Genomic DNA, 24,263 nt, shown 5'->3' on the forward strand with positions numbered 1-24,263 from the left:
CTCACTCTTGAAAGGACATGTCATGGACGGCACGTTCAACGAAAACGATCTTTCCCGTGTGGTCGAAGCCGACCGCGCCCATATCTGGCATCACCTGATCCAGCATAAGCCTTTTGAAACCAATGATCCCCGTATCATTGTCGAAGGCAAAGGCATGCGTGTCTGGGACCAGAAAGGCAAAGAGCATCTGGATGCGGTCTCTGGCGGCGTGTGGACGGTAAACGTGGGCTACGGCCGCGAATCCATCTGCAAGGCCGTCTACGACCAGCTGATGAAGCTGTGCTACTTCGCGAATACCGCGGGTTCGATCCCCGGTTCGATCTTTGCAGAAAAGCTGATCGACAAAATGCCGGGCATGAGCCGGGTTTATTACACTAACTCGGGCTCTGAGGCGAACGAGAAGGTGTTCAAGATGGTTCGCCAGATCGCGCACAAGCGCTATGGCGGCAAGAAAACAAAGATCCTGTATCGCGACCGCGACTATCACGGCTCGACCCTGGCGACCATGTCGGCAGGTGGTCAGGACGAGCGTACTGCGCAGTACGGCCCGTTTGCCCCCGACTTCATTCGCGTTCCGCACTGCATGGAGTACCGTAAGCATGAACTGGGCATGGAAGACCTGTCCGGTGAGGCGTTCGGCAAGGCATCCGCAGATGCGATCGAAGAAGTGATCCTGCGCGAAGGCCCTGAAACCGTAGGCGCGCTGTGCCTCGAGCCAGTGACCGCAGGCGGTGGCGTTATCGAAGCGCCCGAAGGGTATTGGGAACGCGTGCAGGAAATCTGCAAGAAGTACGACGTCCTGCTGCACATTGACGAGGTTGTCTGCGGCGTGGGTCGTACCGGCACCTGGTTCGGCTATCAGCAGTACGGCATCAAGCCGGACTTCGTGACCATGGCCAAAGGCGTTGCCTCGGGTTATGCAGCGATCGCTGTGATGGTCACAACCGAAGAAGTCTTCGACATGTTCAAGGACGACGCCTCGGATCCGCTGAACTACTTCCGTGACATCTCGACCTTTGGTGGCTGCACCGCCGGTCCGGCTGCTGCGATTGAGAACATGCGCATCATCGAAGACGAAAACCTGCTGCAGAACTGCACCGACATGGGTGACCGCATGATGGGCAACCTGCAGGCGCTAATGGAAAAGCACAAGGTGATCGGCGACGTCCGCGGCAAGGGCCTGTTCCTGGGCGCTGAGCTGGTAACGGACCGGGCCACCAAGGACCCGATGGACGAGAAACGCGTTCAAGCAGTTGTGGCGGACTGTATGGCGCAGGGCGTCATCATCGGGGCTACCAACCGCTCGATCCCCAGCCGCAACAACACGCTGTGCTTCTCGCCTGCGCTGATTGCAACTGCAGACGACATCGACCAGATCACTGATGCGGTTGATGGCGCTCTGGGGCGTGTATTCGGCTGACGCACGTAAATTACCTCCGCCACCACTCACACCATCAGGCGGAAACCTCGAAACCGGCGCGCCCACCGCGCCGGTTTTTTTGCGTTTGCTCACACGGGTTTGTCAAAAGAACCAACTCAGGTACCCTGCCTCCACCTCATCGCAATGCAGGAGATTTGTCCAATGGTACTAAACTTCTTCCGAAGCCTCGCCGCTTTGGTCATTCTTGCCGTCGCCACCCCATCCAACGCCGACGAAGGCAGCGGCTTTCCACAGATCGTAGGCACCTGGCATGGTACCTATCTGGTCGCCTTCGCCAAATCCAACCCGAACCACGAAAAAGGACTGCTGAAAACCGAGATGGAGCTGGAGATCACCAAGCTGGATGGCAACCTGATCACCGCCACGAACCGATGGCGTCGGATTGGCGATACCGAGTGGATCGTCGAAGAGGCGATGGGCACGTTTAGTTTGGACGACCCTACCCGCTTTGTTCTGGCAGAAGCGGGGATATCAGGAGATGACGTATCGTCCGGAATTTTCAACGGTGTCTATCTGGATGATGTGATCATGGTGACTTACGCCGGTCCGGGAACGGGCGTGGCTTTTGCGGCGCAACTGGTGAAGAAGGACGGCAAAAATTGAGAATTTGATCGGCTTTGATCAGAAAAATTTGTTACTCCCGCCAATTACTTGTGACTTCAAGCCACAGATATTGCCTGTGTTTTCTTCGCTCCCAAGTGTGTTTCAAACTGAAGGAACCACTTGATGAACGATGACGAACCACAGCCAGCCAGATACTATGATGAACATAATATCTGGACCCTGGACCCGACGCCCGCGGACAAGCAAGTCTATGAAGCAATCGCCTCGGATGTCGTCAAATTTGTACAGTTGCTGGACGACAACAAGCCTTTGTTGTCACGGGATGTCTATGCCCGTTTCTTTGCTTCACTTCTGGATCTTTCCAGAGTGTTGGGGGAGTACGAAGATGGGTGGAGCCGGGACTATCAGACCTCTGGTCCCCAGTAGCATTAGCCCGCTTCGCTTTTCTCGCTCCAAGAACAGTGCACCAATCGAGATGAAAAGGGCCGCTCCTTTCGGAGCGGCCCTTTATTCACTGTCTCTCTGAATAGAGGATCAGGCAGCCAGAGCGGCCTGAGCTTTGGCGACGATCGCGCCGAACGCTTCCGGTTCGTGCACGGCCAGGTCCGCCAGAACTTTGCGGTCCACTTCAATACCGGCCAGGTTCAGGCCGTTGATGAAGCGAGAATATGTCAGTGCTTCGTCATGCGAACGGACAGCAGCGTTGATACGCTGGATCCACAGCGCGCGGAAGTTGCGCTTGCGGTTCTTTCGGTCGCGGGTTGCATACTGGTTGGCCTTGTCGACGGCCTGACGGGCAACCTTGAAGGTGCTCTTGCGGCGGCCATAGTAACCTTTGGCGGCCTTGATGACCTTCTTGTGACGGGCGTGAGTTACGGTTCCACCTTTAACGCGGGACATCTCTTAATCTCCTCTTAGCGGTCGTAGGGCATGTAGCCCTTGACGATCTTGGCGTCGGGGGCGGACAGGGTGGTGGTGCCACGGGCGTCGCGGATGAACTTCTTGGTCCGCTTGATCATGCCGTGCCGTTTACCGGCCTGGCCTGCCATGACCTTACCGGTCGCAGTCACCTTGAAGCGCTTCTTGGCGCTCGACTTTGTCTTCATCTTAGGCATTTCCGTCTCCTTTCGGGGTTCGGTTCCAAACGCGACTCGGCATGCCATCTCGGCCGGTCACGCGATCAGAAGCGCCGTTTACGCAAGTTCGGTCATACTGGCAAGGGGTTTTCGACCAGTTTTTGCGCTTTTCAGGCGCTGGTCGGTCACCGGGGCAGCAAGACCACCCCGGTGAAGTCATTTTAGTCCGCAAACTTACGGATTTCTCCGCTCTTAAGCCGCGACGCGTAGGAAGCCAACTCCTGGCGCACCACTTTCATCAGGAAGTAGAGCGCAAAGACGTTCACAACCGCCATCGCAAAGATTGCTGCATCCGAGAAGTCAATGACCGGACCCAGATTGGCCGCTGCACCGATCACCACAAAAATGCAGAAGATGATCTTGAACACCAGTTCCTTGGTGTGACCTTCACCAAACAGATAGGTCCAGGCTTTGAGGCCATAGTAGGACCAGCTGATCATGGTCGAAAAGGCAAACAGCACCACCGCAATCGCAAGGACATACGGGAACCAGCTAAAGGCGCTGCCAAAGGCCGCCGATGTCAGGCTAACGCCGGAATTGCCGTCAACGGTGGCGATCCCGCTGCCATCCTCGGTCAGCATGTAAAGACCGGTTTCCGGATCGACGATCAACTGCTGCGTAATGATGATCACCAGCGCAGTCATGGTACAGATCACAACTGTGTCGATGAACGGCTCCAACAGGGATACAAAACCCTCAGTGATCGGCTCTTTGGTCCGAACGGCCGAGTGTGCAATGGCTGCGGAACCAACCCCTGCTTCGTTCGAGAAGGCGGCCCGACGAAAACCCTGAATCAACGCACCGACCATGCCGCCCGCAACACCAAGTCCGGTGAAAGCGCCTGCAAAGATCTGGCCGAAAGCCCAGCCGATCTGGTCTGCGTGCATCGCAATGATTACGATGGCAGCCAGAACGTACATGATACCCATGAACGGAACGACTTTTTCAGTCACCCGAGCAATGGATTTCAAACCGCCGACGATCACCGCGAAAACGATGCCTGCAAAGACAACACCTGTAATCCAGCCAGGGTATTGTCCGAAGATGCCTGCGATCTGCTGATGCGCCTGATTGGCCTGGAACATATTGCCCCCGCCCAGCGCGCCAAGGATACAGAAGATCGAGAACAGTACGGCCAGTATCTTTCCGCCCGGCAGACCCAACTCGTTGAACCCTTTGGACATGTAATACATTGGACCACCTGAAACGGTGCCATCCTCGTATTCATTGCGGTATTTCACGCCAAGCGTACATTCGGTGAACTTCGACGCCATGCCCAACAGACCCGCGACGATCATCCAGAAGGTCGCTCCCGGCCCGCCAATGCCCACGGCCACCGCCACCCCGGCGATGTTACCAAGGCCAACAGTACCAGACAGCGCAGTTGCCAATGCCTGAAAGTGGCTGACCTCGCCCGCATCGTTGGGATCAGAATAGTCGCCCTTTACCAAGCTGATCGCATGGCCAAAGAAGCGTAGCTGAACAAAGGCGAAATACAGCGTGAATACTGTTGCCGCAATCACCAGCCACCCTACGATCCACGGAAACCCAGTTCCCGGAAATGGTGCAAATATGAAGCTGACGAATGGTCCAGTAAAATCAGCAAACGCCTGATTGATCTTTTCATCAATGCCTGGCGCTTCTTGAGCCGTGGCAGCGCCCGCCGCGAACATTGCGACGATTGCAGGAAGGCTTAGTTGTTTTAGCGTTTTCATCTCAATCCCTCCCCTCAGTTCACGACCGTGACCGGAACATCGGCATGCATGACCAGATTTTGTGTCGAGCTTCCGAACAGACGTTTCTTGAAACCATCCGCCGAGGCCCGACCGACCACAATTTGCGATCCACCGTTTTCGACAGTGATTTCGTTCAGCGTCTCGGCAACATCGCCATGGCGCACGATGCCATGTGCTTCGAACCCGGCTTGTTTGAGTGCATCCACCGCGGGGTTCACAATTCGGGATGTCGCGAGTTCAACTTCCTCCTCACGCCGTTTGTGGCGCAGGGCGTTTTCTTCCGGTGTCTGAAATGTAAATGGGGACCATTCAATGACATACACCGCCAGAAGTTCGCACGATCCAATACGTTGAGCCATGTCCTTGGCAAAAGCGATTGCGCGTTCTCCGGTTTCTGTCCCGTCCAGTCCAATGACAATTTTCGTTGTCATGCCGTTCCTCCGTTTTGTTTGTTTAATCGAGGCCCGTGTCCCCGACAGGGCAGCCGGAACTTGGAACTTTATTGTGAGACCGCCCAATGCAAGTATCAGGATAAATCACCTGAAAATGGAAACCATTTTGCCAAATTCGTCTCTAGCGGTCAAATTCCGCTTAAAAATCAGAGTTTTTCAGGTCGTATCAAGTTAAGACCTCACCGGGAGCCAACCCGATGAGGTCCAATCTTGCCTAACTGCAAATAGCAGATTTCACCTGATCCGGCTTACTCGGGATCAGTGCTATAAATCATGCGTTCATCACACGGCGCTACACGCAGGATGTTGGTTGTCCCCGGGACGTTGAACGGAACGCCTGCTGTCACCACAATCTGATCTGATTGCCCTGCAAATCCGCCTGAACGCGCTGCACGGGCAGCGTTGACAACAGCGCTTTTGAACCGCTCAAGCTCGGGCGTCATAACGCAATTACAACCCCAGCTCAGGCACAACCTGCGCGCGGTTCCCTTGAGCGAGGTCATGGCAATGATAGGCACTCCCGGGCGTTCGCGTGCAGTCAGCAGCGCAGTCGTCCCGCTTTGTGTGAAGCAACAGATTGCCTTGATTTCGGTCTTTTCCGCGATCTCACGGGCTGCTGCAACGATGCCATCGGCAACAGTTGTGCCCTTGGCCGTACGGGAGGCTGCGATAATCTGAGTATAGGTCGGATCGGCCTCAACCTCGATGGCAACTTTGTTCATGGTTTGAACAGCCTCGATCGGATACGAGCCTGCCGCCGATTCCGCGCTCAGCATGATCGCGTCTGTGCCTTCGTAGATCGCAGTTGCAACGTCTGAGACCTCTGCGCGCGTCGGCATCGGGCTTTCGATCATGCTTTCCAGCATCTGGGTGGCCACAATCACCGGCTTGGCTGCTGCCCGGCATTTGCGGACTAGTCTTTTCTGGATTGGCGGCACAGCAGATACAGGCAATTCCACACCGAGATCACCGCGCGCAACCATAATCCCGTCGGAGGCATCGAGGATATCGGCAAACGCTTCTACCGCAGCAGGTTTTTCGATCTTGGAAAGGATTGCAGCACGGCCATCTGCAAGCGAGCGCGCCTCGAAGACGTCCTTGGCGCGCTGAACAAAGCTCAGGGCAAGCCAATCCACGCCTAGCTGGCAAACAAACTCCAGATCGTCGCGATCCTTTTCAGAAAGGGCCGCCAGCGGCAGAACAACGTCTGGCACATTCACACCCTTGCGGTTTGAGATGGTGCCTCCGGTTTCAACTTTACAGTCGGCAAAATCGCGGCCGCAGGCTTCAACGGTCAGACAAATTTTTCCGTCGTTAACCAGCAGGCGAGCACCCGGTTCAAGAGCGGCAAAGATCTCAGGATGTGGCAAGCAAACCCGCTTGGCGTCACCGGGCGCTTCATCAAGGTCCAACCGAAACGCTTCACCCTCAATCAGTTCTTCCGCGTCATTCGCAAACACCCCAACACGCAATTTCGGGCCCTGCAGATCCGCCAGAATAGCAATCGGGCTGTCCAGATCTTTTTCTACTTGCCGAATAATCCGGTGCCGTTCCCGAATTTCGTCGTGACTGCCATGGCTCATATTCAGGCGGAATACATCCGCCCCGGCCTCGTGCAAGGCGCGGATTGTATCATAGTCATTGGACGCCGGCCCCAGCGTCGCCACGATTTTCACATTTCTCAGGCGTCGCATTAGCTTTGCTCTCCTCGTCCGCTCGATGTTACCGCAAACATTGCGTTGGTGTGCTTATTGCGCAATTCCCTTTCTCAAGCAACTGCCCTACACCTGCGGCAAACTAGATGACAGGCTCATGACATACACCCCGTTTTTCGTACACGGCGCGGATCGCCCGTCCCGCTGGCTGATCACATGCGACCATGCAACCAACACCGTACCACCTGAAATCAACGGGGGCGATCTGGGTCTGCCGCGTGAAGACATGGAACGCCACATTGCCTATGATGTGGGCGCCTACGAAGTCTCAAAGCATTTGGGTGAGATTCTGAACGCGCCTGTTATTGCGGCCAATTTCTCACGCCTTGTGATTGATCCAAACCGCGGCGAGGATGATCCAACCCTCCTGATGAAACTCTATGACGGTTCGATCATCCCAGGCAACCGGCACGCAGATGCGGCCGAGCGTGAGCGGCGACTGAATATGTGCTATCGCCCTTATCACGAAGCTCTGGCACAAATGGCCGCCCTGCCCCATGCGGTCATCGTGTCCATGCATTCCTTTACCCGCCAACTGCGCGGACGCGACCCGCGCCCGTGGCATATCGGCGTCCTGCACACCCCGGATGAACGCTTCTCGCGCCCCCTCATCAATCGGCTCGAAGCGGAAGGGGACCTGTGTGTCGGGGTCAATGAACCCTATACCGGCGTTCTGCCCGGAGATGCGATTGACAAGCACTGCACTACCTTTGGCCGTCCTAACGCGCTGATCGAGCTGCGCAATGACCTGATCGCGGACCATGCCGGACAACGCGAATGGGCGGAGCGCCTGGCCCCCGTGCTGCAAGACGCGCTCAGTGAAAGTGGCTTATGACGTAGGGTCATAGCAGGTAGTTTCCGATCCTCATATTATTGAGGGCGCGTATCCTGAACCCCATATATTGGAGGAAAGGAGACGACCATGACTCAGGAATTCCTGACGACCGTCTTCGGCTGGATGACGGTTCTTAACCTCTGCCTTTTGGTTTTTACGTCCTTGATGATTGTTGTCCTGCAGGACTGGATTGCGGGCATTCACGGTCGAATGTTTCAGATGGAGCGTGCGGACGTAAAGAGGGCCTACTTCAGGTATCTGGCGAATTATAAAATTCTGACCATCGTGTTCTGCCTGATGCCGTGGCTGGCGCTCAAGCTGGCATAAATCAGAATTTACTTCTGCAAGGCGCCAGCAAGCCTTGTGTTTATTGTATCGCAGCCTTCGGGTTGCTAGTTCAGATACAGGACACGAGACACTTATCCGGAGCCCGACAATGGACCAGCAAACCGAAATTGAACTTCAGGCCGCTGCTTTCCGCCGCCTGCAAAAGCATCTGATGCAAGACCGTACCGATGTGCAGAACATCGACATGATGAACCTTGCGGGATTTTGCCGGAACTGCCTGTCGCGCTGGTATCAGGAAGCAGCCAACGAAAAAGGCATCGAGATGGGCAAGGATGAGGCCCGCGAGATTTTCTACGGCATGACCATGGCCGAGTGGAAAGCAAATTATCAGACCGAAGCCAGCCCGGAAAAGCAGGCCGCTTTCGAAGTCGCCTTCGAGGAGAATGTCGGCAAGAAGGACTAACTTAGTCCTCGCCAAGAACAAAAAAGGCCCGCTGGATCAGCGGGCCTTTCTTCAGTTTCTATTTCACGGATACTCAGATCGCTGCCTTGCGGCTCTCGTCCAGATAAATCTCACGCAGACGCTTTGCGATAGGACCAGGGGTACCATCGCCCAGAGTCACTCCGTCGATCTCGACCACAGGCATGACAAAGGCGCTGGCCGAAGTGGTGAAGGCTTCATCCGCCTCTTTCGCCTCATCAACGGTGAACAGGCGCTCTTCGATTTCCATCTGGGCTTCGGCGGCCATCCGCAACACTGCCTTGCGGGTGATGCCGTGCAAAATGTCGTTTGACAGCGGACGCGTGACGATCTTTCCGTTCTTGACGAAATAGGCGTTGTTGCTGGTGCCCTCAGTTACATAACCATCTTCGACCAGCCACGCATCGTCGCAACCAGCCTTCTTGGCCATCATCTTGCCCATCGACGGGTAGAGCAGCTGCACGGTCTTGATGTCGCGACGGCCCCAGCGGATATCCTCGATCGAGATGATTTTAGCACCCTTTTGGGCCGCGGGGCTATCGGCCAGACCCGGCTTGTTCTGAGTGAACAGAACGAGGCTGGGTTTGGTATCGGCCGATGGGAACACAAAATCCCGATCGCCATCCGATCCACGGCTGACCTGCAAATAAATCAGACCTTCCTCAATACCGTTCAGCTCCACCAGTTTGCGGTGAATCTCCAGCAGTTCGTCCTTGGTGCAGGGCTCTGACATCTCCAGCTCGTCCAGAGACCGTTTCAGGCGCACGGCGTGGCCTTCGAAATCGATCAGCTTGCCATCCAGAACGCTGGTGACTTCGTAAACCGCGTCAGCGAACAGAAAACCACGGTCAAAGATCGAAACCTTAGCCTCGGTCTCGGGCAGGTATTCGCCATTTACATAAACGGTGCGGGTCATGTCTTGTCTCCTCAACCCCAGAGGTCCGCTTTGGGCGGGTGCACTCCGGCATCATCAAAAATCAACGGGTTGTCGCGGTCTTCGGCCAGCAGCAACGGGCCGTCAAGGTCCGTTACCATCGCACCTTGTGCCAACAGTGTCGCAGGTGCCATTGCCAAAGAGCTTCCGACCATGCAGCCAACCATCACGCGATAGCCCTCGGCCAGCGCCTGCTCGCGCAGGGCCAGCGCTTCGGTCAGGCCACCTGTCTTGTCGAGCTTGATGTTGACCACATCATATTTGCCTTTCAGCTTTGGCAGGCTGCTGCGGTCATGGCAGGACTCGTCTGCACATACCGGCACCGGACGATCCATTCCGATCAGCGCATCGTCCTCTCCCGCGGGCAGAGGTTGCTCGACCAGCGCCACACCCAGCCTCACCAGATGCGGTGCAAGATCAGCGTACACTTCAGCCGACCAGCCCTCGTTGGCGTCCACGATGATCTTGGCGTCCGGCGCTCCTGCGCGAACGGCCTCCAAACGCGGCATGTCATCCGGCGTACCGAGCTTGATTTTCAGCAAGGGGCGAAAGGCGTTTTCTGCTGCTTGCGCCTGCATTTTCTCAGGCGTGTCGAGCGACAGGGTATACGCTGTGATCTCAGGACCCGGTACTGGCAATCCGGCCAGATCCCAGGCACGTTTTCCAGCCCGTTTGGCCTCCAGATCCCATAGCGCACAATCCACCGCATTCCGAGCAGCGCCCGCAGGCAACAAGTGCATCAATTTGGTACGATCAAACGTGTTCGGCAGGCCAGCAATCTCGGCTTCGACCGACTCAAGCGTTTCGTCATAACGCGCATAAGGCACGCACTCGCCCCAGCCCTGATGCGTTCCGTCCGAGACACGCACTGTCAGTACTTTTGCTTCGGTTCGCGACCCGCGAGAGATCGTAAAGACCTGAGCCAGCCGGAATACATCACGAGAGACTTCAATCTGCACGCGCCTGCTCCTTCACTTTTCAAAGTTTGCCCGCCGGAGGGACCCCAGCGGGTCTTATTGATCACATCGCGGCCAGCGCGTCGACCAGTTTGCCCGCACCAAAGCGATAGGGATCGGTGGCAGGCAGGCCCATATCGGCCTCGACCTTTGCCAGATAGGCGGTGGCGTCCGCTTCACTCATGTGCTGCGTATTGACCGAAATGCCGACAACCTGACAGTCCGGGTTGGCAACCTTGGCCATCGCCAACGCAGTATCCCGTAACGCTTCCAGTGTCGGCAGCTGATAGGTCGGCAGACCGCGCATATGCTCGCGGGTCGGCTCGTGCGACAGGATCAGGGCATCCGGTTGGCCGCCGTGGACCAGCGCCATGGTCACGCCCGAATACGATACGTGGAACAGTGAGCCCTGCCCTTCGATCAGGTCCCAATGATCTTCATCATTGTCAGGCGTCAGCCATTCGACCGAGCCGGCCATGAAATCAGCAATGACCGCGTCCAGCGGTACGCCATCACCGGTGATCAGGATGCCGGTCTGACCAGTGGCGCGGAAGGTCGACTTCATGCCGCGTTTGCGCATCTCGGCATCCATCGCCATGGCCGTATACATTTTGCCCACGGAACAGTCGGTTCCGACAGCAAGGCAACGTTTGCCTTTGCGCTTGATGCCGTTTGCAATGGGATAGTCCACTTCGGGTACACGAACGTCGTGAAGTTTTTGTCCGGTAGCTTCGGCAACCGCGACAAGATCGGGCTCATCCCGCAGCAGGTTGTGCAAGCCGGATGCCAGGTCGAAACCTTCCTCAAGGGCGGCGACGAGCACTTTTTTCCACTCTTTGCTGATCACGCCACCACGGTTGGCAACGCCGATCACAAGTGTTTTGGCACCAGCTTCACGTGCTTCAATCAGGTCCATGTCCTTCAAGCCCAGATTGGCTTTGCAGCCATCCATGCGCAACTGGCCTACTGCGTTTTCCGGGCGCCAGTCTTTGATACCCTGGGCCACTTTGGCCGCCAATTGGTCGGGCGCATCGCCCAAAAACAGCAAATACGGTGTCTCGATCATTGCGGTGCACTCCTTTGATTCCGGCATAAACTAGAGAACCGTTTCGGCGAGCGTTTCGCGTATATCCCGACTAACCGCCACGTAGGTGGAAGATTTTTGCGCAGATTTCTTACAACACGCAAAAATCTTCGAAGTTTGCAAACTGATTAAACTTTAATCACCACGATCACCCACTCCAAAACGATATGCTGCGCCAGCATTGCCGCAGATGCACAATGATGCTTGCGCAGACTCGCGCAATTTAATACCTCATTGAGCAGGAAAATCGTAATTTCATTACTCACGCGAGGTCCAGATGAGTTTCCGCATCCAACCCACTGCCCCGGCACGCCCCAATCGGTGCCAGTTGTTCGGCCCTGGTTCGAACACAAAACTGTTCCCAAAAATGGCAGCTTCCGCTGCGGATGTGATTAACCTCGACCTCGAGGACTCGGTCGCACCGACGGACAAAGACGCCGCCCGCGCCAACGTGATCGAGGCGCTGAACACCGTCGACTGGGGCAACAAGTACATGTCAGTGCGTATCAACGGGCTGGATACGCCCTATTGGTATCGTGACGTTGTTGACCTGCTCGAGCAGGCCGGTGACCGCCTTGATCAGATCATGATCCCCAAAGTAGGTTGCGCTGCCGATGTCTATGCAGTCGACGCATTGGTCACCGCAATCGAACGCGCCAAAGGCCGCACAAAGCCCGTCAGCTTTGAAGTGATCATAGAATCCGCGGCCGGTATCGCCCATGTGGAAGAGATCGCCGCCTCGTCGCCTCGCATGCAGGCAATGAGCCTGGGAGCTGCCGATTTCGCAGCCTCGATGGGCATGCAAACCACCGGTATCGGCGGCACTCAGGAAAACTACTACATGCTGCGCGAAGGCGAGAAACACTGGTCTGACCCCTGGCATTGGGCACAAGCTGCGATCGTTGCCGCATGTCGTACCCATGGTGTGCTACCGGTTGACGGTCCGTTTGGCGATTTCTCGGATGATGAAGGCTATATCGCACAAGCCAAACGTTCTGCGACACTGGGCATGGTTGGCAAATGGGCGATCCATCCCAAGCAGATCGCGTTGGCCAATCAGGTCTTCACCCCATCGGATGAGGCTGTATCGGAAGCCCGCGAGATTCTGGCCGCCATGGAACAGGCCAAGGCTAATGGCGAAGGTGCTACTGTGTACAAAGGCCGGTTGGTCGACATCGCCTCGATCAAGCAGGCCGAGGTGATCGTTGCGCAGGCCGAGTTGATCGCGGCAGGCAGTTGATATCTGCCACAGGCAAATTTAAAGGGCGCTCGGTGAGCGCCCTTTTTCATTGGTACAATGCTATCGAAGTCTCAGCGCCCAAAGACGTTGTTGGGAACCCAGGTGACGCGATCACCCTTCTTGCCCCATTTCATCATCAGGCACGATGTTCCAAGCTTTTGGAAGTAATTGATCTTGACCGGATACCAGCCAGCTTTGGGAACTTCGACTTCGGTCCGTTGGTTGGCCTCGCACCCTTGAATGCCGGTGACATAGCCGATCTGCTGGCCACCCACATAGGCCTCAATCCCGTCATTCGACCATGTTTCAAGCTCGTAGACGCCCGGCGCATCAAACCGGATGTAACCCGTGATCTCGGCTGCAACGTTGTAAGGGTCGCTGAACGTAAGAACCGGATCACCCTTATCCGTGTCACGGTAGTCCAAGCCGCGCAGCGGTTGACCTGGTTTGGCCTTGGACAACAACCGTTTGGCCTGTTTGAGATCTCTAATCTTTCGCTGCGTGCCGTTCCCGACATACTTGACGTTCAGGCCAGCTTTTGGATTTGAGGGCTGCGGGCTGGCCGGTTGCAGTTTCAATGGCGCCGCAAAGGCAGCACCTGCAATCAACGCTACGGCTGCAGCCATCGCTCCTGTCCGAACGAGTTTCATGGTCATCTCCCTGATGTTGGCGCCGTTTTGGGGTTATATTCTCTGTCAGCGACATATTTGTGATGACACTAGGCGCTGAAAATTAACCCTGCAAGATGATTAAGGTTCACATTCTGAGCCTCAAGCCCTCAGATCCTTGGGCGACACCATCACGACATAGGACGTTATCGAGGTCACATGCGGAAGCGTTCCCAGCACTTCTGTGTGGAATGTCTTGTACGAGGGCAGATCTGCACATTCGACCCGCAGCAGATATTCAATGGTGCCTGTGATATTGTGACATTCGACCACTTCGGGCACGCGCTGCAAGGCACGCTCAAAACCTTCTTGCGCCGCTTTGGTATGCTCGCCCAACCCTACACCGATATAAGCCACAAACCCAACACCCATGGCTGCGGGGTCAAGCACAGCCCGATAGCCCGAGATCACACCCGATCGCTCAAGTTCCTGCACGCGCCGAAGACAGGCCGAAGGCGAAAGGCCGATACGATCTGCCAGATCCAGATTGCTGATGCGGCCATCCACAGATAATTCGCGCAATATATCGCGGTTTATTTTATCCATCTTCGTCATTAATTGCGAAAATATCACCGATGCGCACAAGAACGCAATTTCATTAGAACAATAACAGGCAATTAATCGCAGCATGACTTATGAAATACTGCTTGCTCTGATTGCCTTTGCTTTCGTGTCCTCGATCACTCCGGGACCGAACAATCTGATGCTGATGGCATCGGGTGCCAACTTCGGATTTCGCCGCACGATCCCGCATATGCTGGGCATCGGACTAGGTTTTACGTTTATGGTGTTGCTGGTTGGCGCCGGGCTTGTTCAGTTGTTCGACCGATATCCTGTCAGCTACTCGGTGCTCAAAGTCGCGTCAGTTGTATATCTGCTATATCTGGCGTGGAAAATCGCCCACGCCGCTCCAGCTCAGAGCCGGGACGCAACAGGCAGCCCGATGACTTTCTTGCAAGCGGCTGCGTTTCAGTGGGTCAATCCCAAGGCATGGGCAATGGCGTTGACTGCAACAACCGCCTACGCGCCCGGTCAGACGCTGAATGCAATCACCATCGTTGCGCTGGTGTTCGGCGCAGTAAACCTGCCCTCGGTCAGCACCTGGACGGTACTTGGCCAGCAAATGGCGCGGATTCTGACGAACCCGCGACGGTTGGTGATGTTCAACTGGACAATGGCAATATTGCTAGTCGCCTCGCTCTATCCAGTTCTCTGGCCGGGATAACCTTGTTTCAAAGACCGTAGGATAAGTCCGTCTGGATATAGAAAATTGAAAGCACAAGACGATCTGTGAAACAGAGCTTACCGAAGCACCGTTTTTGACGCGAATGCCTTCCACATTGGAATTCCCGCATGGACAATACCGCTCGAGTTCATTCGGGCGAGAGCGCCGACGCTCCCGCACCAATTGCAGCGCCACTCCTTGCCGGAGCAACCAATCCACCTGCCTCAGAAAGACTCCAGCCGATAACCTGATTTTTCCACGAGGTTGACGAACACACGCTCTACGGCATGGGCAAGGGTGCCATCAGCCAAACCGCGTTCAACGTCAAAATCGTTGATGTTCAGCTTCAACAGAGGCTCGACGGCCTTCGGCGTGATCCAGAACATGGTTCCTGCAATGAACTGGCCATCTCGATATTCAAGTCCTATCTCGCGCGCTAGTTCTTTAACAGTCGCACGATTGTGGCGCATGTTGACTGACTCGTGTTTATGAACTGATTGCTTCGTCGCCAGCATTCCCAGCTTGGGGTCCGCTTCAAATTTCTTGATAGCCGACTTGTTGATCAGCGCGCTCAATGTGCTCTTGCGGATTTTGTCACCATCGACCCGGTAAACCGACTTTTTGCCGTGCACCTTGCAGACAGCCCGATAGTTCAGGTGCGCAATACGTTTCGCCGTAATAAGGAACGGGCGAACGTCCCGGCCACGATTGTCGACGAGTTCTACATGAGCTTCCGGCATGCTTCTGGAGACAATCAGCGCCGCTTCCAGACTTGTAGTCGTTACATAGACATCCACTGCGCCCTGCGGCAGCGTGTCGATCAGTTCTTTCAACTCTGGCCATGTATCCGAATAATGCACATGAGCTACGATGGCATATTGAGCCTCAGTAGTTTCGGGAATTTCTGGGCGCAGGAAGGGCGCCGAAGCAGAGTCATAGTTGGCAAGGACTTTCTGCGTGGCATCCAGATAGCCATATCCGTAGAGTTGGTCCGGTTCCAGATGAGTACCCTCTGCCCATTCGTTCCACGCGTTAATGAACACGATACGCTCATCATCCGACAGGTTAGGGTCCTTGGCTGCATTTTCGACATTCGCAGACAACCACTGGCTATAGCGGGTCAGGCTGAAATCAGTGAATACCGATGCCTTCAGACCCCGCCGCGCAGTGTTGTCCCAAGACAGCATGGCCGTCCGGAAGGTCTTCTTCGCCGAGGGTTCTTTGCGGACCTCCTTGGATACAATATCATCGTAGTCATAGATGCCGCCCTCAAACTCATTGGCTAGGTTATCGACGAGTTTGGTGACATTCTTTGCGTCAACAGCATGAGGTGGGAATTGCATGGCTGCATCCAGACCAAGCTCTTCTGGCGTTCCACTATCGGCAGTTTGAGCAGAAACGACATACAATCCGTCCAGCCCCATCTCTTTTGCCTGCTCCCGCCACATCTGAACGGTTTCCTTGAAGTCAGGAATCAGGTGTGCCCGGTAAACGATGAACAGGGGTTTCCCGTTAATACGAATGTACCGCGGGTCCTTCATGAAGGATTCAAGATACTGAAGCATAGCACGTGAATCTTCCAACGAATGGTCCTGTGCGATCAGGATTTCCTGATCCAACCCATCCCAGCGGCGAGTCCAGTTTTCGTTGGCCCAGATCATGCAATACGGCATGTCTACTTTGGGGTTGTCGCGCATTGCTTCAAGCGGCTTTTCCATGAGCAGCTTGCCCGCAAACCAGTAGAAGTAATATGCGAACCCGGAAACGCCATAGTTGCGCGCCAATCTCGCCTGCTCTTCCATGACCTCAGGAAGGCGCAGATCATAGTATCCCAAGTGTATGGGGCAATGTGGCTGATGGTGCCCTGCAAAAAGAGGATGCGCTTTACCTACATTGGTCCACTCGGTGAAACCTTTGCCCCACCATTTGTCGTTTTCTGGAAAAGGATGATATTGCGGTAGATAGAAGGCAATGGCCTTTACAACAGTTTCAAGCGTCTCATGAGGGATATAGTCGACAAAGCCTTCCTTCACCTGTGAATATTGAACAACAGGCAGGTTCGGCCCGTTTCCGTAGCGACCAAAAGGTGGGATTACACCTTGCGCTGCACTGGCGCGTCGGTCTGGCAGGAACAAGTTGACATTGGTGTCGCCGGCCAGAATGCGCTCAACGAAATCAGGTGTTTCAAATTTTTCCGGCCAAATTCTCTTGGGTCGTCCGCGGCGTTTGCGCATGCTGTTTGACAGACGCCGCTTCAGGCTGGTTTTGCGCCAGAATCTACTTTGAACTACCTCATTGGCAGCAATCGTTGTGCTCCGAAGATGTTCGATGAGATGGGAAATGATCTCATCGCGCTCTGCCAGGGTTCCCTTGAGTTTGCTCAAAGAATCTTCCGGAGATGAACTTTGTTCTTGCTCGCCCATCGCCTGCTTTGACTTTTCCTTCTGGTCTGTCGCGCCATTTTGCACGTCCTCGACGGAATAGGGTTTCAGCGGAACACCAGGAATTTCATAGATCGAGTTCGGCAGTTCAGGCAGTTCACCGTCCGAAGCAAGAACAAGATCATGACGAGCATTCGTGACGCTATCGTGGATATCGCTGTCGGCTAGTACACGAAATGCAGCGCTCTGATCGTTCGCGATGAGCGACGCCGTGCTCAGACGTTGGCCATAGTGACATGTGTTTGAAAAGTAGCCGTCGACCAGTTCTACGAGTTCTTCAGTTGAAAGCTCTTTCTCATGAAGTGAGCTATCACCAAGGGACTTGCCGGGGTTCTCGAGCTTATTAGGGCTTGATATCAACAATAACCCGCCGGGACGAAGTACACGTTGCAATTCCTGCATCATGCGGTCGTGTTCTTCCAGATGTTCAATGGTCTCGAAAGAAGTGACCATATCTACGGAATCATCTGGAAGCGGAATATCCGTGGCGCTGCCGACGTGGAAAGAGAGGTTTGGATCTCGGTAATGGAGCTTTGCATGCTTCACAGCCGGCTCGCTGATGTCCACCCCGACAACCGACTTGGCATTTGCGGCAATAGCGTCGGTTCCGTGACCCTCGCCACAGGCGATATCCAGAACATCCAGCCCGGTGGCCAGACTGCGGGCCAGTTGGTACCGATGAAGCTGTTCAATCTCGGCCACTCTTTGGAGTTCGGGAAGTTTCCGCTCTCCATCAAGCGGGAGATTTGCAGGTTGATCCATGCCGTCCTTTGTCATCGAAATACTTTCCTAGCCAAATTTCGTTCGGAAAATCGCTTATAATCCATCAAGCTGGCCAGCCTCAATAAGGTCTGCTGGGTCAATTACCTTACATCGGAAGTCCTGCGACTCTCTACGCAGGGGCTTTTAGACTGAACCTCGGCGACTGACACGGGCTTTTTTGCAGAACCACCAAGCGGCGCAATAATTGAGACTGATACCCCACACACTGTCCGTTCTCATTTAGTGGAAAGGGGGCGCATCAACGAAAATCGTTTAACACTGACTTCTCAGGGGGTCGACAGCGCGATTTTATGTCCACATCAACAAGCCGGATGGCTGCGCGATGCAAGCGCACTCTTCGCACGGCTTGCGCGCAGGTTTCACCAGTGATGGCACGAAAAACGCGGTGCCAATGAAATTAGGACATCGCCGCAACATCGGCCAGAACATCCAGCGACAGGTCTCCATCGGGATGATCGTGGATAATCGGGATGATCGTGGATATAGGTCAGTACGCGCAGAACCCGATCTTCGTAACTGGTTGCCATCTTTGGCATCCTTCTTTCCGTTTGCTTCTTGGTGGTGCCACAATCCAAATCCACAAATCTTGCTGAGTTGCATCCGGGACGACCTCGGGTCATATAGCAGGGAACTTCCGCGTTGAGAGGCGTCATGACTCAGTATCTGGATTTCGAAAAACCGCTGGCCGAGATCGAAGGCAAAGCAGAAGAATTGCGTGCACTGGCCCGCGCCAACGAAGAGATGGATATTTCTGAAGAGGCAGCGGCACTGGATGCCAAAGCCGCCAAGTTGCTGGACGAGCTGTATGGCGATCTGACGCCCTGGCGGAAATGCCAGGTTGCGCGCCATCCAGAACGCCCCCATTGCAAGGACTATGTCGAGGCCCTGTTCACCGAGTTCACCCCGCTCGCTGGGGACCGGAACTTTGCCGACGATCTGGCCGTGATCGGTGGGCTGGCGCGCTTCAATGACCAGCCTGTTATGGTCATTGGACACGAAAAAGGATCGGACACCAAATCGCGGATCGAACGCAATTTTGGCATGGCCCGTCCTGAAGGTTATCGCAAAGCCGTGCGCCTGATGGAAATGGCCGGTCGGTTTGGCCTGCCCGTCATCACACTGATCGATACTGCCGGCGCCTATCCCGGCAAGGGCGCTGAAGAACGCGGCCAGTCCGAGGCTATCGCACGTTCGACTGAGATGTGTCTGAAAATTGGTGTCCCGTTGGTGTCCGTGATTATCGGCGAAGGTGGCTCAGGTGGTGCGGTTGCATTCGCAACAGCCAACCGCGTCGCGATGCTGGAGCATTCGGTTTATTCGGTGATCTCGCCTGAAGGCTGCGCGTCGATCCTCTGGAAGGATTCCGAGAAGATGCGCGAAGCCGCCGAGGCGCTGCGCCTGACTGCCCAAGACCTGCACAAGTTGGGCGTTTGCGACCACATCATCGATGAACCCAAGGGCGGCGCCCATCGGGATCGTGATGCAACAGTTGAATCCGTGCGCAATGCCATTGCCGCCATGCTGAAAGAACTGGAAGGCAAGGATGGGGCGGCCCTAGTCAAGGACCGCCGCCAAAAGTTTCTGGATATCGGCTCCAAAGGGTTGGCGGCGTAAGCCGTCAGCCACCTAATCTGCGCAACAATTCGGCCGAAGGCTCTCCGGTTACCGGCAGACCTTTGGCACGTTGATAGTCGCTAATGGCGGATTTTGTGTTGTTGCCGATGACGCCATCTGCGCCCTGCGTATCGTATCCGGCCGATGTCAAGCGGCGCTGCAGCTCTTTTCTGTCCTCCAGCGTCAGCCCGGTTGCATCGGGGCCGAACGAGGCCTGAAACGGTGCGCCGCCCGCGATCCGATCAGACAGATGCCCAACGCCAATCGCGTAACTGTCAGAGTTGTTGTAGCGCTTGATCACCTGAAAATTGCGGAACACCGCTATGCGCGGCCCCGGCGTTTGCGGTTGCAATACCGCAACGGGGGTGCCCGAGACGGTGCCCGCCTCGCCGCCCCATGGCTGTCCGCGCACCCAACCGGCCCGCGCCAGATAAGCGGCGGTCGAGGCCAGCGAATCCGTTGGGTCCTCGGACCAGATGTCCCGACGACCGTCGCCTGTGAAATCCACGGCGTAAGCCAGGTAAGACGTTGGGATGAACTGCGTATGCCCCATGGCCCCGGCCCAGCTGCCGGTCATGTTGGCGGGCGATGTATCCCCCTCCTGAATGATCTTCAGCGCGGCCACCAGTTGTTTTTCAAAAAATGCGCCTCGCCGTCCGTCATAGGCCAGGGTTGAGGTGGCCGAGATAACCGGTACGTCCCCACGGCGCGCGCCATAACGGCTTTCCAGCCCCCATACGGCCACTACGACCTCTTTGTCGACGCCGTACCGGGCCTCGATCTGCGACAGCGTTCCGTTGTGCTTTTGCAGCATTTGCTTGCCGGTGCTGATCCGTTCATCCGACGCCGCAATCGCAAGGTAGTCCTCGAGCGAGCGCTTGAACTCGACCTGATTGCGGTCGCGTTCAATCACGTCGGGCAAATAACCCGCCCCCTGAAAGGCACGATCTATGGTCGATTGCGAAATGCCCTGTGAGGCCGCACGCCCTCTGAAACTCGCCACCCAGGCATCCCAACCAGCGTTGGGTACGGCCTGCATCCGCGATGCCGGTGCACTGGTGGGCGTGCCACCGCCGGAACACGCGGCCAGCAACGTTGACCCGAGTCCGATAGAAAAGGTCCGTCGATTGATCATAACTGAAATCTGCTCTTGTTGTGATTTGCCTCATGCTATCGCAGACGCGCTGACCAAACCAGCTTGCAAATCCATCATCAGTGATCTGGATTAATCCCTGATCACTGGTCAGCGAGAAGCCGCTCAGGCCACCAGCAGTCGCAAACCCTGCGTCACATCCGATCGCACAGCTAGACGCAATCCCGGCTCATCTCCGGCTTTGAGGGCCGCGATAATCAGCTTGTGATAGTGAGGTGGCTCGGTTCGGCGCAACCTTCCATACAACGCGCGCATCGTGGGGCCTAATTGCAGCCAGACAGTCTCGGCAATGGCCAGCATCGCTGGCGCCTGCGCACGCAGATACAGAGTGCGATGAAAATCCAGATTCGAGCGGATATACCCAACGGCGTCCCGCTTGGTCACCATTTCAGCGACGGTCATGTTGATCGTCTGCAGACGGTCAATCAGCGCCATATGTGCCCGTGGCAAGGCACGGCTGGCCAGCTCCACTTCAAGCAGTGCACGCAGCGCTGCAAGCTCTTCAATTCTATCGTTGGTCAGTTCAGGGGTGGAAACGCGCCCAGACGAAGACAGGAACAATGCGCCCTCAGCCGCCAACCTTCGAACCGCCTCTCGCGCCGGGGTCATGGAGACCCCGAACTCTTTCCCAATCCCCCGAAGGGTCAGCGCCTGCCCCGGAGCCATTTCCCCATGCATGATCCGAGACCGAAGCGCACGATATACCCGGTCATGAGTTGCTGTTTGTGAATCCGTGGGACGCGCGTTCAACATGGCCTCCATGTGATCACAAAACCAAGGAGCGTCAACTAGGTTCCGGCATCAAAGCGATAGCGATGCAAATCGGTCCCGTTTTCTCGTAACCACCTACGCGGCTCGGAATAAGGGCCGAAAATCCTTTCGACCTGTGCCCAGAACGCCGGCGAGTGGTTCATCTCTGCCAGATGCGCAACCTCATGGGCTGCGACATAGTGCAAAACCTCGGACGGGGCGAGGATAAGCCGCCATGAAAACATCAACCCACCATGCGAACTGCACGACCCCCATCGGGATCTTGTATCCCGCATCGTGAGGCTGGAATAAGATCGCCCCAGCATTGCGGCGTAATCATCGCAAGCGCCGATTAGCCGGTCACGCGCCAGCTCCTTGAGGAAACGCGCGAGGCGGCGCGCCTCACCTCCTGCAGGGACACTGACATTATCCCGACCCAACAAGATCCGACGGCCTTCTGCGGGGACGATTCGGCGCGCTACACCCTCGATCGGGATCGACTCACCAAACCCGATATCAACTGCATCAGGGCGCGCCTCCAGATGCTCGCGAATCCAGTCTTCTTTGGTTTTTGCAAAGCTCAGGGCCTCTGATTCAGGAACCCCCTGCGGGTAGGTCAGCGTAACGCGGCCATCCAGTTGAGAAATTCTCAGACTTATACGCCGCGCCCGCGCCGATTTGCGCAATGTCAGCGGTACTGGCGGCTGCCCGGGCAATGCATGTCGCCCCATTGTACGTTCTCCTTCGCGCAAAGGCTTTGACAGTGCCCGCTGCATGTGGCACGTGACCTGAATCGTTTATACGACTCACCTGATATCAAGGGGATTTGACATGCCCAAGGAAGAATGGGGCGTAAAGCGCGTTTGCCCAACAACAGGCAAACGGTTTTATGACCTGAACAAGGATCCGATCATCAGCCCCTACACCGGCGAGATCGTGGAACTGGAGACCGGCAAAAGCCGGATGATTGCTGCTGATGCCGAAGATGCAGCATCGGCAAAAGCGCGCGCCGCAGACTCGGATGAAGATCTGGTTTTGGATGATGACGACAATGTCGACGTCGAACTGGACGATGATCTTCTGGACGATGACGACGACAGCAACGACAATGTTTCGTTGGATGACATCACCGACATGTCGTCGGAAGACGAGAACTGATTTCGGTCCGGGGCGGCCCCTGCCGCCCCGTCCGCATCTGCGGATGGCAGGTTCAAAACTTTTTCTCTGAATCTGGTTTTTGGACTTGCGCTCTTCAACGGCGTCTCTTAAACGTCCGTCCACCGCCAAGGCGGTACCTGCATGGGGCCTTAGCTCAGTTGGGAGAGCGCTTGCATGGCATGCAAGAGGTCAGGGGTTCGACTCCCCTAGGCTCCACCAAAACCTAACAATGCAAATAGATAGCAGGCATTAGAGTGGTGTGACACACAGGTGTGACACAAAATGAAGCTGCATACGTATCTCTCGCTGTCCGGGCACGGCATTTACTACTTCCGTTGGCGTTTTGACAATGAACAGCCTGTGAATATGCCTGGCCCTGATAGACAGCTGGTCTTGTCTGTCGAAATCCGCCGGCACTGGCAAAGAGTTCTTAGCGACCTATACTCTGCAAGAATCTATTCGCTGGACCAAAATGCCGCGGATTATATCGTACGAGTTGGTCCGAGTGCGGCCCGTTTCCATCATTCATTTCGTCAATCCACGCCGCACTGCAGCTTCACCAAAGCGGTCATTCCCCGCGCAAGCAATACCAGCATTTCAAGATGAGTTGTTGATGACAACAGCGCTGTCACCACGTTAACCGAACCAATGCAGGCTAAGTGCCAACAAAGCCTTCCACCTCTGGTGCATCTTCTTCCAGATATCGTGGACCTGGGCCGTTGGCGCCGATCTTGTCGTCTGGATTGACGAGCTTGCATGTATCCATCGATAAGCAGCCGCAGCCGATACAGCCAGCCATTCCGTCTCTCAACCGCTGCAAACGCGCGATACGGTCATCCAAATCGTCGGTCCACCGGATTGAGAGTTTTTCCCAGTGTTTGACCGTAACCTTTTCCTCGGAGGGCAGAAAATCCATTGCTTCGGCAATCTCCCGAAGCGGTATGCCCACTCGCTGCGCCACCTGGATAATAGCGATCTTTCGTAAAACAGTTGGAGAATAACGGCGGTGATTGGCATCGTTGCGCACCGACGCGATCAGCCCTTTTCGCTCATAGAAATGCACCGCAGACACAGCGATACCGCTGCGTTCCGCCACTTCGCCTACCGTCAGACCACCACGACGCTTCATCCCGAGACTCCTGTCATCAATCGCTTGACCTCAACTTAAGTTGAGGAAGTAGCAACGCAATAGGAGGCTCGAATCATCGAGCAAATAGACACGGAGATTGATATGCCGAAACAGAAGCCAGCCTACCTTGTGGCCAGTTCATTTATGCCGGAAGGGCACGGTGCCCTTGATCCTTACGGTCAGGCCACGCACCCAATCATGGAAAAGTGGGGTGGTGAGTTGATCGTCGCGGGCGAGACCGGGCAATTCATGGATCTTTTTGAGGGTGAGTGGAAAGATGATGCTCGGTTCACGTTGTTCCGGTTCCCATCGATGGAAGCGCTGCAAGGCTTCTGGAATTCAGAAGAGTATCAGGCTGTTAAGCACCTTAGAACGGATGTAATCCCTCCGAATTTTACGTTTGCGGTTGAGGGGTTCGATGCCGACGAGTGGGCAGCACAAAACCCCGATCACACCTATGTCCAAAAAGACTGAACACCC

At 55.6% G+C, this 24,263-nt stretch carries 26 protein-coding genes, 1 tRNA gene and 1 pseudogene; 12 read left to right on the plus strand and 16 right to left on the minus strand.

Annotated features, from left to right (window positions below):
- Window positions 1-22: 22 nt before the first annotated feature.
- The 3 genes from ACR0IO_RS13375 to ACR0IO_RS13385 all read left to right on the plus strand — a co-directional run bounded on the left by ACR0IO_RS13375 (window position 23) and on the right by ACR0IO_RS13385 (window position 2,431).
- Complete coding sequence (locus ACR0IO_RS13375) at window positions 23-1,420, plus strand: aminotransferase family protein (RefSeq protein WP_155149125.1); 1,398 nt, start codon at window positions 23-25, stop codon at window positions 1,418-1,420.
- A gap of 162 nt (window positions 1,421-1,582) precedes the next feature.
- The gene (locus ACR0IO_RS13380) at window positions 1,583-2,044 is read left to right on the plus strand and encodes a hypothetical protein (protein WP_480742123.1); all 462 of its coding nucleotides are present in this window, start codon (window positions 1,583-1,585) and stop codon (window positions 2,042-2,044) included.
- Window positions 2,045-2,167: 123 nt separating this feature from the next.
- Window positions 2,168-2,431 (plus strand): hypothetical protein, encoded by a 264-nt coding sequence (locus ACR0IO_RS13385; protein ID WP_480742125.1) that lies wholly within the window; start codon window positions 2,168-2,170, stop codon window positions 2,429-2,431.
- 108 nt (window positions 2,432-2,539) lie between these two features.
- Here ACR0IO_RS13385 and rplT read toward each other — a convergent pair whose 3' ends face one another.
- The 5 genes from rplT to pyk form a co-directional block, all read right to left on the minus strand.
- A complete protein-coding gene (gene rplT / locus ACR0IO_RS13390) occupies window positions 2,540-2,905 on the minus strand; it encodes a 50S ribosomal protein L20 (protein ID WP_008756009.1) in 366 nt (121 codons plus the stop codon).
- 14 nt (window positions 2,906-2,919) lie between these two features.
- Window positions 2,920-3,120 (minus strand): 50S ribosomal protein L35, encoded by a 201-nt coding sequence (gene rpmI / locus ACR0IO_RS13395; RefSeq protein ID WP_005981143.1) that lies wholly within the window; start codon window positions 3,118-3,120, stop codon window positions 2,920-2,922.
- 182 nt (window positions 3,121-3,302) lie between these two features.
- A complete protein-coding gene (locus ACR0IO_RS13400; RefSeq protein WP_480742127.1) occupies window positions 3,303-4,856 on the minus strand; it encodes an alanine/glycine:cation symporter family protein in 1,554 nt (517 codons plus the stop codon).
- Between the two features lie 14 nt (window positions 4,857-4,870).
- A complete protein-coding gene (locus ACR0IO_RS13405) occupies window positions 4,871-5,308 on the minus strand; it encodes a universal stress protein (protein WP_170333989.1) in 438 nt (145 codons plus the stop codon).
- Window positions 5,309-5,577: 269 nt separating this feature from the next.
- A complete protein-coding gene (gene pyk / locus ACR0IO_RS13410; RefSeq protein WP_480742129.1) occupies window positions 5,578-7,023 on the minus strand; it encodes a pyruvate kinase in 1,446 nt (481 codons plus the stop codon).
- Window positions 7,024-7,141: 118 nt separating this feature from the next.
- Between pyk and ACR0IO_RS13415 the strand changes: the two genes are divergently transcribed.
- From ACR0IO_RS13415 to ACR0IO_RS13425, 3 genes are all read left to right on the plus strand, one after another.
- Window positions 7,142-7,879: an N-formylglutamate amidohydrolase gene (locus ACR0IO_RS13415; protein WP_480742131.1), complete on the plus strand. Its 738-nt coding sequence runs from the start codon at window positions 7,142-7,144 to the stop codon at window positions 7,877-7,879.
- Window positions 7,880-7,966: 87 nt separating this feature from the next.
- Window positions 7,967-8,206, plus strand: a complete 240-nt coding sequence (locus ACR0IO_RS13420; protein ID WP_480742133.1) for a DUF6868 family protein — start codon at window positions 7,967-7,969, stop codon at window positions 8,204-8,206.
- Between the two features lie 109 nt (window positions 8,207-8,315).
- Complete coding sequence (locus tag ACR0IO_RS13425) at window positions 8,316-8,630, plus strand: DUF1244 domain-containing protein (protein ID WP_155149113.1); 315 nt, start codon at window positions 8,316-8,318, stop codon at window positions 8,628-8,630.
- A 73-nt stretch (window positions 8,631-8,703) separates the two neighbouring features.
- On the opposite strand, the gene ACR0IO_RS13430 is transcribed toward ACR0IO_RS13425, so the two are convergent.
- The 3 genes from ACR0IO_RS13430 to dgcN all read right to left on the minus strand — a co-directional run bounded on the left by ACR0IO_RS13430 (window position 8,704) and on the right by dgcN (window position 11,604).
- Window positions 8,704-9,564, minus strand: a complete 861-nt coding sequence (locus tag ACR0IO_RS13430) for a D-amino-acid transaminase (RefSeq protein WP_480742135.1) — start codon at window positions 9,562-9,564, stop codon at window positions 8,704-8,706.
- Between the two features lie 11 nt (window positions 9,565-9,575).
- Complete coding sequence (gene dgcA / locus ACR0IO_RS13435; protein WP_480742136.1) at window positions 9,576-10,541, minus strand: N-acetyl-D-Glu racemase DgcA; 966 nt, start codon at window positions 10,539-10,541, stop codon at window positions 9,576-9,578.
- Between the two features lie 61 nt (window positions 10,542-10,602).
- Entirely contained in the window at window positions 10,603-11,604 is a 1,002-nt protein-coding gene (dgcN, locus tag ACR0IO_RS13440) for an N-acetyltransferase DgcN (protein WP_480742138.1), read from the minus strand.
- A 295-nt stretch (window positions 11,605-11,899) separates the two neighbouring features.
- Between dgcN and ACR0IO_RS13445 the strand changes: the two genes are divergently transcribed.
- Window positions 11,900-12,862 carry an L-malyl-CoA/beta-methylmalyl-CoA lyase gene (locus ACR0IO_RS13445; protein WP_480742140.1) on the plus strand — a complete coding sequence of 321 codons (963 nt, stop codon included), beginning with the start codon at window positions 11,900-11,902 and terminating at the stop codon, window positions 12,860-12,862.
- Between the two features lie 71 nt (window positions 12,863-12,933).
- Here ACR0IO_RS13445 and ACR0IO_RS13450 read toward each other — a convergent pair whose 3' ends face one another.
- Window positions 12,934-13,512 (minus strand): PA14 domain-containing protein, encoded by a 579-nt coding sequence (locus tag ACR0IO_RS13450; RefSeq protein ID WP_480742142.1) that lies wholly within the window; start codon window positions 13,510-13,512, stop codon window positions 12,934-12,936.
- A 120-nt stretch (window positions 13,513-13,632) separates the two neighbouring features.
- Window positions 13,633-14,085, minus strand: a complete 453-nt coding sequence (locus ACR0IO_RS13455; protein ID WP_480742143.1) for an Lrp/AsnC family transcriptional regulator — start codon at window positions 14,083-14,085, stop codon at window positions 13,633-13,635.
- Window positions 14,086-14,158: 73 nt separating this feature from the next.
- On the opposite strand from ACR0IO_RS13455, the gene ACR0IO_RS13460 reads away from it, so the two are divergent.
- The gene (locus tag ACR0IO_RS13460; RefSeq protein ID WP_480742145.1) at window positions 14,159-14,755 is read left to right on the plus strand and encodes a LysE family translocator; all 597 of its coding nucleotides are present in this window, start codon (window positions 14,159-14,161) and stop codon (window positions 14,753-14,755) included.
- 224 nt (window positions 14,756-14,979) lie between these two features.
- Here the strand turns inward: ACR0IO_RS13460 and ACR0IO_RS13465 are convergent, their stop codons facing one another.
- Window positions 14,980-17,898, minus strand: a complete 2,919-nt coding sequence (locus ACR0IO_RS13465) for a glycoside hydrolase family 99-like domain-containing protein (protein ID WP_480742146.1) — start codon at window positions 17,896-17,898, stop codon at window positions 14,980-14,982.
- A 373-nt stretch (window positions 17,899-18,271) separates the two neighbouring features.
- Window positions 18,272-18,506, minus strand: a pseudogene (locus tag ACR0IO_RS13470) (helix-turn-helix transcriptional regulator); the annotation flags it as partial.
- 124 nt (window positions 18,507-18,630) lie between these two features.
- Between ACR0IO_RS13470 and ACR0IO_RS13475 the strand changes: the two are divergent.
- Complete coding sequence (locus ACR0IO_RS13475; protein WP_170334013.1) at window positions 18,631-19,593, plus strand: acetyl-CoA carboxylase carboxyltransferase subunit alpha; 963 nt, start codon at window positions 18,631-18,633, stop codon at window positions 19,591-19,593.
- Window positions 19,594-19,597: 4 nt separating this feature from the next.
- Here ACR0IO_RS13475 and ACR0IO_RS13480 read toward each other — a convergent pair whose 3' ends face one another.
- The 3 genes from ACR0IO_RS13480 to ACR0IO_RS13490 form a co-directional block, all read right to left on the minus strand.
- A complete protein-coding gene (locus tag ACR0IO_RS13480; protein WP_480742148.1) occupies window positions 19,598-20,728 on the minus strand; it encodes a lytic murein transglycosylase in 1,131 nt (376 codons plus the stop codon).
- A gap of 123 nt (window positions 20,729-20,851) precedes the next feature.
- Window positions 20,852-21,499: a GntR family transcriptional regulator gene (locus tag ACR0IO_RS13485; RefSeq protein ID WP_155149093.1), complete on the minus strand. Its 648-nt coding sequence runs from the start codon at window positions 21,497-21,499 to the stop codon at window positions 20,852-20,854.
- Window positions 21,500-21,534: 35 nt separating this feature from the next.
- Window positions 21,535-22,227, minus strand: coding sequence for a M48 family metallopeptidase (locus ACR0IO_RS13490; protein WP_480742150.1), 693 nt, complete (start codon window positions 22,225-22,227; stop codon window positions 21,535-21,537).
- Between the two features lie 100 nt (window positions 22,228-22,327).
- Here ACR0IO_RS13490 and ACR0IO_RS13495 point away from each other — a divergent pair, with 100 nt between their 5' ends.
- Entirely contained in the window at window positions 22,328-22,654 is a 327-nt protein-coding gene (locus ACR0IO_RS13495) for a TIGR02300 family protein (protein ID WP_155149090.1), read from the plus strand.
- A gap of 143 nt (window positions 22,655-22,797) precedes the next feature.
- Window positions 22,798-22,873: transfer RNA gene (locus ACR0IO_RS13500), tRNA-Ala, on the plus strand.
- 436 nt (window positions 22,874-23,309) lie between these two features.
- Here the strand turns inward: ACR0IO_RS13500 and soxR are convergent.
- Entirely contained in the window at window positions 23,310-23,783 is a 474-nt protein-coding gene (gene soxR, locus ACR0IO_RS13505; RefSeq protein ID WP_480742151.1) for a redox-sensitive transcriptional activator SoxR, read from the minus strand.
- 102 nt (window positions 23,784-23,885) lie between these two features.
- Between soxR and ACR0IO_RS13510 the strand changes: the two genes are divergently transcribed.
- The gene (locus ACR0IO_RS13510) at window positions 23,886-24,257 is read left to right on the plus strand and encodes a DUF1330 domain-containing protein (RefSeq protein WP_480742153.1); all 372 of its coding nucleotides are present in this window, start codon (window positions 23,886-23,888) and stop codon (window positions 24,255-24,257) included.
- Window positions 24,258-24,263: the final 6 nt, after the last annotated feature.

The organism is Ruegeria sp. CE12 (assembly GCF_056537525.1).